Origin of the sequence: Stieleria sp., assembly GCF_041595215.1 — a bacterium.
Lineage (GTDB): Bacteria > Planctomycetota > Planctomycetia > Pirellulales > Pirellulaceae > Stieleria > Stieleria magnilauensis.
On sequence record NZ_JBFHKV010000116.1, the window covers coordinates 1 to 12,534 of the forward strand.

Consider the following 12,534-nt stretch of genomic DNA (forward strand, 5'->3'; position numbering starts at 1 on the left):
AGCCCTCCGGTCTTTTTGTTAGCGGAAGGGCGCGAGCCCTCCGGTCTTTCAAGGTGGTTTCGCGCTGCAACCGGACGGCTCGCGCCGTTCCGCTAACACCTTCGTTGCCTTCCTGTGACATTCCTCACCGCTTGCCCGATTACCGCAGCTTCTTACTCAGAAACCGCGCCGTCGCGTTGTCGGTCTGTTCGGCGATTTGCTCCGGCGTCCCCTCGGCCATCAGCCGTCCGCCATGGATGCCGCCGCCGGGGCCGAGGTCGAGGATCCAATCACAGCAGGCCAACAGGTCGAAGTCGTGCTCAATCACAACGACCGTGTTGCCCGAATCGACCAACCGCTGGAGCACGCCGACCAGGCGTTTGACGTCGTCGAAGTGCAATCCCGTCGTCGGCTCGTCGAGCACGTACAAGGTGTTGCCGGTCGAGGTGCGTGCCAGTTCGGTTCCCAGTTTGATGCGTTGGGCCTCACCGCCACTGAGCGTCGTGCTGCTTTGCCCCAAGTGCATGTAACCGAGTCCGACGGCTTGCAGTGACGTGAGCAAGCGATGGGCCGCGGGCATGTTCTCAAAAAACGCGGCGGCCTCGTCGATCGTCATCGCCAGCACATCGGCCACGTTGGCGCCTTTGAATCGCACTTGCAACGTCTGGCGATTGAAACGTTTTCCGCCGCAGCGTGGGCAGGTCACGAACAGGTCGCTGAGAAAATTCATCGAGATCCGTTCGACGCCGTGCCCCTTGCAAAGTTCGCAGCGTCCGGCGGCGGAATTGAAACTGAATCGGCTGGTCGTGAACCCACGTGTCTTCGCCTCCCGCGTCGCCGCGAAGACCTTGCGAATCTCATCCCACACGCCGCTGTAGGTCGCCGGACAAGAGCGTGGGCTGCGCCCGATCGGAGCCTGGTCGATGGGCACCAATTTGTCCAAGTCCGCCGCCCCGGTCAGTTTTCCGAACTGCGCCACGCTGTTTGCCGTGGTGGGCAATCGTTTGCCATGGGCCAGTTGATACTCGACCGCGGGCAGCAGCGTGTCGACGACCAGCGAACTTTTTCCGCTGCCGGACACGCCACTGATTCCGATCAGACATCCCAGGGGAAATCGCGCCGTGATGTTTTTCAGGTTGTGCGTGTTGACGTCGGTCAGGCTCAGAAAACGATCGGCCGCGCGCCGCGTCTCTGGAACCGGGACCGCGTCGACACCCGACAAGTAGCGGCCGGTCAAACTCCGCTTGTTGGCCTGGATCCGTTTGGGGGTTCCCGACGCAACAATCTTGCCGCCCTGGGCTCCCGCACCGGGACCGACATCGATCACACGATCGGCCGCCCGCATCGTCGCTTCATCGTGTTCGACGACCACGACGGTGTTGCCGTTTTGTTGCAGCCGCCGCAGACAGCGGATCAAGCGATCGTGATCGGCCGGATGCAATCCGATCGAGGGTTCATCCAGGATGTAGCAAACGCCGACCAGCCCGCTGCCGATGCTGGTCGCCAACCGAACGCGTTGCAGTTCGCCACCGGAGAGCGTTTCGGCACTGCGGTCGAGCGTCAAATACGAGACACCGACTTCGTCCAAAAACTCCAGTCGTTTGGTGACTTCGGATTGAATCGGTTTGGCCACGGCGCGATGAAGTGGCGAGAGCGAGGGGCCGAGGGCGCCGATCCAAGTCGCAGCGTCGGTTAGATTCATCGCCGTCAGCTCGGTGATCGAAACGCCATCGATCGTCACGCCCATCGCTTCGCTGCGCAGCCGCCCGCCGTCGCAGGTCGGGCAAATCGTTTTCGAATCCCCCGAATCGACTCGCCCCAACCCGTCGCAGGTCGGACAGGCGCCGTAGGGACTGTTGAAGGAAAACGTCCGCGGTTCGATCTCTTCGACGCTGGCACCACACTCGATACACGCCATCGCGGTGTTGTAGATCGAATCGATCCAGTTTCCGCTTCCGTCTTCAACCGCGGCGGTCACCAGCCCCTTGCCCAAACGCAACGCCAACGAGAGCGAATCGGCCAACCGAGAATCGACGCCATCACGCACCACCAAACGGTCCACGACGGCTTCGATGGTGTGATTCTTGCGTACCGCCAATTCGGGCACGTCGTCCAACAGATACATTTCGCCGTCGACGCGGACGCGGACCAAACCGGCGACCTGGATCGATTCGAACACGTCCCGATGAGCTCCCTTGCGGCCTCGCACCATCGGCGCCATCAACACCAGCTTGCTGCCCTCGGGACGAGACAACAACGCATCGCGGATGACGTCGGCAGACTGTCGGGCGATCGCCGCACCACAGCTGCCGCAATGAGGTAGCCCCACGCGAGAAAACATCAGACGCAAGTAATCGTAGATCTCGGTGACGGTAGCCACGGTGCTGCGGGCGCTCGTCGAGCCGGGCTTTTGATCGATCGCCATCGTCGGCGCCAAACCGTCGATCAGATCCACATCCGGTCGCGGCATCGAATCTAAGAATTGCCGGGCATAAGCCGACAGGCTGTCGATGTATTGCCGCTGCCCCTCGGCGAACAACGTGTCAAAGGCCAGCGAACTTTTGCCGCTGCCCGAGACACCGGTGATCACCGTGATCGCGTCGCGGGGAATATCGACGTCCACCGATTGCAGATTGTGAACCCGAGCGCCGCGAATTCGGATCGAGTTGGGGATTCGGCGCGGGCTGGCGGAACGGGATTTCGGCACCGGTGTTCAAGATGCGGGGGGAAAGACTGGGGCAACGCGGCTGGACAGTCTATGCAATCGGGCAAGCGGACAACACGGTGTACACGCCAGAGCCAGCCACCGTAGGTGACGCTGTGCGTCACATCTCCAGCCCCGTAGCCCCCGTAGGTGACGCTGTGCGTCACATCTTCAGCCCCGTAGGTGACGCTTTGCGTCACATCTCCAGCCCCGTAGGTGACGCTGTGCGTCACATCTCCAGCCCCGTAGGTGACGCTGTGCGTCACATCTTCAGCCCCGTAGCCCCCGTAGGTGACGCTGTGCGTCACATCTTCAGACGTGACGCACAGCGTCACCTACCGCAAACTCAAGCCGCTTTGGCGAGTCGTTTGGCGACGCGTGGGGGTGGCTCACGCCAACGTCGGTGCAGCCACCAGTATTGCTCGACCGCTTCGGAAACGCTGATCGCCAACTGTCGGTTGTACCACTTGGTCAGCGATTCGACCGACTCGCAATCGCCCCGGGGATCATCCTGCGGATCGGCGACGGCGACGCAAGCGGTTTCAAATCTCATCGGCTGGCCGTCGATCCGCCGGGTCGATCCGGCCAGCATGGGCGCGCCGCTACCGAGCGAAAACAATGCCAGTGCCTTGTGGCAGGACGCCGGAACGCCCAGAAACTTGGTCCAACATCCCTTGGGGCCGGCGTGCTGATCGGCCAGGATCGCCAGCGTGCCGCCGTCGGCCAGATGCTGATCGACCTGGATCGCGCAGCCGTCCTTGTCCAACATCCTCTGCCCCTTGGCGCTGCGGAATCGGTGGACCCAGTCATCGAGAAAGGGATTGTCCAGACGGCGGGCAATGGTTGTCGATTCACACGCCATCAACCCCGCGGTGTAGCCGCCGATTTCGAAATTGCCGAAGTGTCCGGTCACCATCACGGTGGGACGTTTGGACAGACAGTTCCGCAAGATATCGCGGCTGTTGCGAAAACGAACGTATTGGGACCAGTTGGTCAGGTGCAGCCGCCGCTGAGCCCAGGCGATTTCGCAGACCATCAGCATCAGCGAGTGCCACATCGACACTTCGAGCGCCTTCCGCTGACGCTCGCTGGCGTGGGGAAAGACCTGTTTTAGATTTGTCGCCGTCGTGTGTTTTCGGAGCGGCCCGAGACGGCAGATCAGCGTCGCCAACAGGCGACAGAGCGCGTCGCCCAGGTCCAGTGGCAGCGTCTGGATCACCGCGACGACCAGCCGAATGACCAGGTAGCTGGCAAAATCGATCGCCCGCTGCCGAGCCGGTTTCCAGCCGGCGGCCAGTTTCCCGCCGACACCGAGCAGCATGAATCGTTTGAGTGGTGTGACCATCGGGATCAGATTGAACCGGGGAAAACTTGCGAAATGCGACGCCGCCCGCAGCGGAAGTCCGGCGAGAGTGTCTCAGAAGTGACGCGTCAGACTCCAGAGCGATTTTCTGGACTGCGTTTTGCACTGAGTTCCTGGACTGCGGGGTGAAACACGCCCCAGCGGGACGCGTCGCGGCTTGTCGTTTCAATCAGATCACACGGGGGTTGAGTCGCGAGCGTGCCAGCGTATGGGCCTTAACCACCAAGAAGACGTACCGGGGCCCGTAGGCTCGCGTTCAATACCGCTCCATCGACATTGAGGGGTGCCGCTCGCGCTGGAGCGAACCGGCTGATATCAATTGATGATCAGCCGTTTGGCGCGAGCCTACGGGCCCTGCTCTGGTCAAAACCTTGTGGATTGAGCGGTATTGGGCTCGCGTTAACCGTCTGATCAAGTAGACTCGCCGGTCAGGGAGCGGCACCCCAGCCCGACGCCTTGGCGAGGGGCGCCGCGTGGCCCCTTGCTCACGCGTGCGGGCTGAAATCGACAGCCCGGTCGGCGACCGATGTGGGTTGATCGCCCCGATAAAACCGGGCGTCGGGACACTATTTTGGCATTCGTCGATTCTCACCGCTGGGGTGGTGGTTGTTGGATCGGTGCTCGAAAGCGAACATGCCGCTTCTGAGCCTTTGGTTTTCGTTTGTCCCCCCAATCCCCAGACCGATGAATTCCCCCGACCCTTCCCGTTCCTCTCCCCCCAGCCCCCCAGCCTCCGACGGGGCCAATCCGTCTAGCGGGGCCTGTGCCGTCGTGTTGGCCGCCGGCAAAGGGACGCGCATGAACAGCGATCTACCCAAAGTCCTCTGCCCGGTCGTCGGCCGAGCGATGATCCATTTCGTCATCGACGCCTTGGAAGCCGCCGGCATCCACCGCCAGATCGTCGTGGTGGGCTACGAGGCCGAAGCGGTCAAGCGAGAGCTGGCGACGCGGCAGGGGAGCAACATTCAATTCGCACTGCAGTCCGAACAACTCGGGACCGGCCACGCGGTGCAGTGTTGCGGTGACTTTTTGGCCGACCAAACCGGTCCCACGATCGTGGTCGCGGGGGATTCCCCCTTGATCCAATCCGACAGCTTGAAAACGCTGCTGGCGCACTTCAACGAAACCCAACCGGCCCTGCTGCTGGGCACGCTGAAGAAAGACGACCCGACCGGTCTCGGCCGCATCGTGCGAAACGAACGCGGCGACTTCATCGGCATCGTCGAACACAAGGATGCGACGCCCGAACAGTTGGCGATCAACGAAGTCAACATGAGCACGTACCTGTTTCGCACCCCGGATCTGCTCGATGCACTTGCGATGTTAAAAAACGACAACGCCCAGGGCGAATACTATCTGACCGATTGTGCGCGTTTGTTGCGAGAATCCGGACGCCCGGTCGCGGCGTTGCCGGCGCTGCAACCGTGTGAATCACTGTCGATCAACAATCCCGACGAACTTCGATTGGTCGACCAACAGATGCGGACGATGGGTTATGCGTGAATTAAAAATTTTCAGCGGCAGGGCCAATCCCGATCTGGCGATGAAAATCTGTCGCCACCTGCACCTCGAACCGGCCGCGATCTCGCTGGGCAAGTTTCCCGACGGGGAGAATTATTGCAAATTGGACGAAGACGTCCGTGGTCGCGATGTGTTTCTGGTTCAGCCGACGTGCCCGCCGGTCAACGACAACTTGTTCGAGTTGTTGGTGATGATCGATTGCTGCAAGCGCGCCAGTGCCGAACGGGTCACCGCGGTGATCCCGTACTATGGCTATGCGCGACAAGACCGCAAAGACGAAGGCCGCGTGCCGATCACGGCCAAGATGGTCGCCAACATCATCGCTCGCGCCGGTGCCGATCGCGTGTTGACGATGGATCTGCACGCCGCCCAGATCCAAGGCTTCTTTGACGTCCCGGTCGATCACCTGTATGCCGCACCGGTGCTCAATGAACACTTCAGCAATCGCGGATTGACCGATGACAAGATCGTCGTGGTCAGCCCCGACGAAGGCAGCATCAAACGCGCCGTCGGCCACGGCAAACGCCTCGGCGGAAAACTGGCGATCGTCGACAAACGACGCACCAACGCGTTGGAGGTCCGCCAAAGTACGATCATCGGCGGTCCCGTCGAAGGCAAGATCGCGCTGATGTTTGACGACATGATCAGCACCGCCGGATCGATTTGTGGTGCCGCCAAACTGGTTCACGAAGCCGGGGCCGCGGAAATCCACATCGCCTGCACCCACGGCGTCTTCTGCGGACCGGCCATCGAACGACTCCGCGAAGCCCCCGTCGATTCGATCACCGTCACCGACACGATCCCGATCGCCGCCGACAAGATGTTGCCCAAGATGGTCCAATTGTCCGTCGCACCCCTGTTGGCCGAAGCGATCAAACGGATCCACCACGATCAATCGATCAGCGAACTGTTCCGCGAACGCTAGGGCGGCAGCGGGGCAGGAACGTCACTGCCGGCGAAGAGGATGGGGTCAAAAAATGGGGTGGTCAAGAAATCATCCCACCGAGGTCCAGCTCAAGGCTCAGTGTTTCTCAAGGCTCAGTGTTTCCCAAGGCTCAGTGTTATTGAGCGACCACGAACGACATGATCACGACCGCGGCGTGGGATTTCGTGTCGTTCGCGTTTTTCGTGGTTGAAACGACCACGATCCATCGACCGGATCTCGATCGCACGGGACGGCGACGGGCGGTGCATTCGGCACATCCGGAGTTTCTTGAACCGTATTCGCACCGCTCACCACGGGTCGGGCGGAAACCCGCCGATGGCGGCGAACGGGCAAAGCACATTTCAGGATCACTTCTGCACGCCCCACGACGGTCCTCTCGGTTCTCTCATGGCCCAGAATTCGCCAGCCACTGAACACGTTCTCCAGCCGCATCGACGCATCTTGGAGTTGGATTCACTGCGGGCGCTCGCGGCGATCAACCTGCTGCTGTTCCATTTCACGCACGTCTACAGCGTTAAATTCGGATACACCTCGCCGCTGGGTTTCGAATGGCCTTACGGCGCGTACGGCGTCGAGATGTTTTTCATCCTGTCGGGGTTCGTCAACAGCATGTCGCTGATGCGACGCGGAAAACCCGTCGACTTCGTCGCCGCGCGGTTGATCCGCATCCTGCCGATCTTCTTGATGGTGATCGTTGCCAATTTATGGATCATGAGCTTCGCGCCGCTCGATGAGATCGGCATCACGACGGCACAATTCGCCGCCAACTTGACGTTGTTGCCACGCATCTTTGGACACGAGTGCGTCGACCCGGTGATGTGGACGTTGCAAGTCGAGATGATGTTCTACTTCACGCTGGTCGCGTTGTATCGATCCGGTGGCCTGCGGCGCTACTTTGTCGGCTGGGGATCGTTACTGGTCCTGTCGTATTTTGTTTGCCCGGCGCTCGATGCGGTGGAATCGACGGCGGCCGGTGCCTGGTGGTTCTCGCTGGCAACGGCGGCCCGGCGTTTGATGCTGTTGGATTTCGTGCCGTTGTTCGCAATGGGATTCCTGCTGTACATGGTGAAAACCAAAACGGGGCGGCTGTGGCAAAACCTGCTGGGCATCCTGGTCGCCGCCTTCGTCTTTCACAGCATTGATCACGGCAAGCACAACCCGGCGGCGACGGCGTTGATCCTGGGACTGGTGACCGCCTGTGCGTACGGCAAGATGCCCGTGCTGCGGTTCCGTCCGCTGCTGTTCGTCAGCACGATCTCTTACGCGCTCTACCTGTGCCACAACAACCTGGGGTGCGTGTTGATTCACCGACTGGACCACAGCGGCTATCCGCCAGTCGTGTGCTTCGGTTTGGCCGTCGTGTTCGCGTTCTGCCTGGCGACGCTGGTGACCACGCGGATCGAAGGCCCGATCACGAACTGGTTGCGGACACGCTGGGAACGCTATCGCAGCGGAGAACAGACCTCCGCGGCGGTGGCGACGGAGTAGCCGCGGAGACTCGTTTAAACCGTTACTGCTCGCTCAGTGCGGCGGCGAGCTGTTCGTAAGTGCGACCGGAATCGATCTTATTGCCGCGGTTGTCCAATGCGATCTGGTACAAGTGTTGGCCACAGGTCGTCGGATACTTTCCGGTGACACAGGCTCGACACAAATGGTCGGCTGGCAATTCGATGGCGCGTGCGAGCGCTTCGACCGGCAGATACCTGAGCGAGTCGGCGCCCAAGTCATCGGCAAGCCGTTGCTGGGCTTCATCGGTCAATTCGCCTTCAGTGCCGAAATACTTGGGCCCGATTAACTGATCGATCGTGCTCATGTCGATGCCGTAAAAACACGGCGCGACGATGGGCGGACAAGCCACGCGAACGTGAATTTCTTTGGCGCCGCCGACTTCGCGAATCCGATCCAACAACACGTTCATGGTGGTGCTGCGGACGATCGAATCTTCCACCAGGATGATGCGTTTGCCTTCCATCACCTCGCGCAGCGGAGTGTACTTCGTCGCCGCTTTGACTTTCCGGGCCCGGCCGCCTTCGATGAATGTTCGACCGGCGTACCGATTTCGGATCAGCCCTTCGCGGCAGGGGATGGACAGTTCGTAGGCCATCGCGTCGGCGGCGGCTTTGCTGGTGTCCGGGACGGGGACGATGATCGTGTCGGGATCGTCCAACGGGACACGGCCGAGTTCGCGTTCACCGCGGGCGAGTTCTTCCCCCAGTCGCGTTCGGCTCAAGTAAACGCTGCGGTCATCCAGCGTGCTGGCGACGTTGGCGAAGTAAATCCATTCAAAGAAACAATGGGCGGGCTTGTCGACCGGCGCGAATTGTTCCATCCGAAACCCCGACTCGGGGCTGACGATGATCGCGTGTCCCGGCGGCAGCGATTTAATTTGATCGGTTTCAAACCCCAAGTTCAGCAGCGCGACACTTTCGCTGGCTGCGGCAAACAGGGGGCCCTCTTGGACATAACACATCGGTTTGATGCCCAGCGGATCGCGGGCCACGATCATCTCGCCTTCGGCGGTCAACAACGCCAACGAGTACGCACCGTCAAAGTCGGCGGCGACCTGTCGCAGCACATCGATCCATTCGATCCGCTCGGTCGAATGGCTGAGCACCCGGCCGATTTCGTGCAGAATGATTTCGGTGTCGGTATCGAGTGTCAGGTGATGGTCGCCGTCGGCCAACAAGCGTTCTTTCAAAACGCCATAATTTGCCAGTTGGCCGTTGAAACAAAAACTGAACCATTTCCGTTTGTGGATGTGATCCCGCTGAAACGGCTGGGCGTAGCTGCGGTCGTCCTGGCCACAGGTGGCGTAGCGGACGTGACCGATCGCCGCACGTCCGGCCAGACCCCGCATCAAGGACTCGCATTTGGCGCGATGGTTGAGCCGAAACACCTCGGTGACGGTGCCGACGTCTTTCCGTGTGTGCAGCAATTTGGCTCGATCGGGATCATACGTGGACATCCCGGCGGCCAATTGGCCGCGGTTCTGGATATCCAGCAACATCCGCGGCAGCAATCGAGAGATCTGACGCGGCCCCTCGTCGGTGCACATCGGGCTGCGCCCGCGGCCGGAAAGATGGTAAATCGCCGCGACACCGCATTCGTGGTGCAACTCGCTCATGCCGGGGTTTGCTCGTCAAACGTTGAGAGGGGAGATCATGGGATCGCAGCGAGCATGTGACTCGTCGCAGATGTCTACGTGCCTATTGTCCAAATGCAGACCGATTTGTCGAACCGCCCAGTCGCGGGGAGGATTCGATTTTCGAAAATTTGACGCGGTTTGGCCAATCACCCGCCTTTTGCCGGATAGGCGATGTTCGGATCGGAAGTTATCGTGTTCGGGGTTCTGTCGCTTAGACAGTTTACTTGAGAACGTCCGCCGGACCTGTTTTTTCGCGTTCCGCCCAAACTTCCTCGCCGTTTGTTGCATTTGTGACTGATTCGGATTCCAGCCAGCTGCGTCACGCCGCGATCGAGGGAGCACGCTGCGTGGTTGTCAAAGTCGGCACACGGGTGTTGACCGATCCCCAAGGCAAATTGGATCGTTGCCGCATCGAATCGCTGGCCAATGGCCTGTGCCAGATCGCCGACACCGGCCGCCAGACGGTCATGGTCAGCAGCGGGGCGGTCGGCGCCGGCATGGGAAAACTGAATCTGGACCGACGCCCGACCGATTTGGCAAAGTTGCAAGCCGTCGCCGCGGTCGGACAAGCCGATCTGATCCAAGCCTATGAGAAAGCATTGGCGGGGTGTGGCCGGCACGCCGCGCAAGTCCTGCTGACACGCAACGATCTGCGCCGCCGCGACGGATACCTGCACGTTCGAAACGCGTTGGCGAGTATTCATGAATTGGGCGCCGTGGCGATCGTCAATGAGAACGATTCCGTCGCCGTCGCAGAATTGATGACGACGTTCGGCGACAATGACCGCCTGGCCGCGCAAGTCGCCGGGCTGCTGGACCAAGCCTTGCTGATCATCCTGTCGGACGTCGATGGACTCTACGACGGCCCGCCAGACGCCCCCGGCAGCCAGCGCATCGACTTGGTCCAATCGCTCGACGACAAAATCTTGGGCCTGGCCCAAGATCACCGCAGCACCCTCAGCAAGGGCGGCATGGCCAGCAAGCTGTCGGCGGCCAAGTTGGCCACCGCACACGGACACGCCGTCATCATCGGTCCCGGCCGCGTCGACGGAGTGCTGGAACAGATCCTCCGCGGCGATTCGATCGGAACGTTGTTTCTACCCGGCCAACGGAACCTCCGCGGGCGACGCCGTTGGATCAGTGGTTCGGCCGAAATCGAAGGCCAATTGATCGTGGATGCCGGGGCCGCACGGGCGCTACGCGAAAACGGCCGCAGTCTGCTGGCGATCGGAATCCAAGAGGTGCGTGGCAAATTCAACGCCGGTGCCGTGGTCACGATCAAGGACCAGGAGGGCAACGAAATCGCCCGCGGTCTGTGCAATTATCCCTCCAAAGAAGTTGATCGGATCAAGGGAAAAATCAGCGACATGATCACCGGAATCCTCGGCCACCGCCCGTACGATTCGGTCGTCCATCGCGACAACATGACGCTGCGAATCTGACCTGGTAACACTCCCCGGCAATCTCCGCTTGGTGAGACAGACCCGTCCGCCCGCGGCGAATGAACTCGCCGCGCACTCTCTGTCGCCAGGTGCCGCCATGCCCGTTTGGACCCGAAACACGCTGCTCTACCCGTTTTTGATCGCCCTGGGCATGATCGCCCTGCCAACCACCCCGTTGCACGCCGATTCCGCCGGCTACCAGCAAACGCTCAAAAGCACCGCGTGGGTGATCACCAGCAACGCCGAAAATGAAACCTCCGCCGGAACCGGCGTCTACGTCGATGCCGAGAAAAAGCTGCTGTTGACCAACGCCCACGTGATCGGCGAGAGCCGCAAGGCCGTCGTGTTTTTCCCCACGCAATCGGGCGGCAAGCTGGCCGTTCGCCGAAAATTTTACCTCGACAACATCCTCAAACTGGGCATCCAAGGCGATGTCGTCGCGGTCGACCGCAAACGCGACTTGGCCCTGATCCAATTGCCCCGCGTGCCGGCCGGGATCGAAGCGATCGCGATGGCCGATGACAGCACGACACCGGGCGCCAAAGTCGCCCTGGTCGGCAACCCCGGCGACAGCGAAATCCTGTGGATCTACACCGCCGGGACTGTTCGTTCGGTGTACCAAAAGAAATTCAAATCCAGCCACGGCGAACATGACTTCATGGCGTTGGAAATACAGAGCCCGATCAAGCCGGGTGACAGCGGTGGTCCGATCGTCGACGAAGCCGGCAAGCTGGTCGGATTGGCCCAGTCGTTCTCCCCGCAAAGCCCCTTGGTCAGCTTCTGTGTCGACATCACCGAAATCCGCCAAATGCTGGCCAGCCCCTGGAAAAGCGCCCCGCTGCCGGCCAAGGTGCTGCTCGACGAAGCCGGAATCGAATACACCCGACATTCCAGCGGCCACTACCAAATCGACCGCACCGTCGGATCAAACACCCAAGCCGTGTTCGTCGCCAAGAACACCGAATACCACGGCCGGGCCGACATTCGCCGCATCTGGTCGACCGTCCAGACGACCGACCAGGCTCCCAGCGAAACGCTGCTGATGCGACTGATGCGTCAGAACACGGCGACCAAACTCGGCGCCTGGGCCATCGAAAAAACCGACTCCGGCTACGTCGTGTTCTACGTCGCCAAACTGGACGCGACCGCCAGCGACGAAGCCATCGAAAGCACCATCGACTACGTCGCCCGCCTGGCCGCCGCGATGGAGCAAGACCTGAAACCGAAACCCGACCAAAAAACCGCCCAAGCCACGCTGCAAGCCTGGTTGGCGGAGTAGGGGGAGGTTTCAAGTTTCAAGTTTCAGGTTTCAAGTTTCAGGTTTCAAGTTTCAGGTTTCAGGTTTCAGGTTTCAGGTTTCAGGTTTCAGGTTTCAGGTTTCAGGTTTCAGGTTTCAGGTTTCAGGTTTCAGGTTTCAGATTTCAGATTTGAGAT

8 protein-coding genes are annotated in these 12,534 nt (G+C 60.7%); 5 read left to right on the plus strand and 3 right to left on the minus strand.

What is annotated here, in order from left to right; all coding sequences use genetic code 11:
- Positions 1 to 139 precede the first annotated feature (139 nt).
- Both uvrA and ABX749_RS06925 read right to left on the minus strand, forming a co-directional pair.
- Complete coding sequence (gene uvrA / locus ABX749_RS06920; RefSeq protein WP_372895325.1) at positions 140 to 2,686, minus strand: excinuclease ABC subunit UvrA; 2,547 nt, start codon at positions 2,684 to 2,686, stop codon at positions 140 to 142.
- Positions 2,687 to 3,029: 343 nt separating this feature from the next.
- Entirely contained in the window at positions 3,030 to 4,028 is a 999-nt protein-coding gene (locus ABX749_RS06925; RefSeq protein ID WP_372895326.1) for a lysophospholipid acyltransferase family protein, read from the minus strand.
- A gap of 702 nt (positions 4,029 to 4,730) precedes the next feature.
- Here ABX749_RS06925 and ABX749_RS06930 point away from each other — a divergent pair.
- The 3 genes from ABX749_RS06930 to ABX749_RS06940 all read left to right on the plus strand — a co-directional run bounded on the left by ABX749_RS06930 (position 4,731) and on the right by ABX749_RS06940 (position 8,001).
- Complete coding sequence (locus ABX749_RS06930) at positions 4,731 to 5,549, plus strand: sugar phosphate nucleotidyltransferase (RefSeq protein ID WP_372895327.1); 819 nt, start codon at positions 4,731 to 4,733, stop codon at positions 5,547 to 5,549.
- Complete coding sequence (locus ABX749_RS06935) at positions 5,542 to 6,492, plus strand: ribose-phosphate pyrophosphokinase (protein WP_095742452.1); 951 nt, start codon at positions 5,542 to 5,544, stop codon at positions 6,490 to 6,492. The genes ABX749_RS06930 and ABX749_RS06935 overlap by 8 nt, the downstream gene beginning before the upstream one ends.
- Before the next feature lie 408 nt (positions 6,493 to 6,900).
- Positions 6,901 to 8,001 carry an acyltransferase family protein gene (locus ABX749_RS06940; protein WP_372895328.1) on the plus strand — a complete coding sequence of 367 codons (1,101 nt, stop codon included), beginning with the start codon at positions 6,901 to 6,903 and terminating at the stop codon, positions 7,999 to 8,001.
- 22 nt (positions 8,002 to 8,023) lie between these two features.
- Here the strand turns inward: ABX749_RS06940 and ABX749_RS06945 are convergent, their stop codons facing one another.
- Positions 8,024 to 9,637, minus strand: coding sequence for an amidophosphoribosyltransferase (locus ABX749_RS06945; protein ID WP_145211581.1), 1,614 nt, complete (start codon positions 9,635 to 9,637; stop codon positions 8,024 to 8,026).
- A gap of 311 nt (positions 9,638 to 9,948) precedes the next feature.
- Between ABX749_RS06945 and proB the strand changes: the two genes are divergently transcribed.
- Entirely contained in the window at positions 9,949 to 11,100 is a 1,152-nt protein-coding gene (gene proB, locus ABX749_RS06950; protein ID WP_372895329.1) for a glutamate 5-kinase, read from the plus strand.
- A 97-nt stretch (positions 11,101 to 11,197) separates the two neighbouring features.
- Positions 11,198 to 12,379 (plus strand): serine protease, encoded by a 1,182-nt coding sequence (locus ABX749_RS06955; RefSeq protein ID WP_372895330.1) that lies wholly within the window; start codon positions 11,198 to 11,200, stop codon positions 12,377 to 12,379.
- Positions 12,380 to 12,534: the final 155 nt, after the last annotated feature.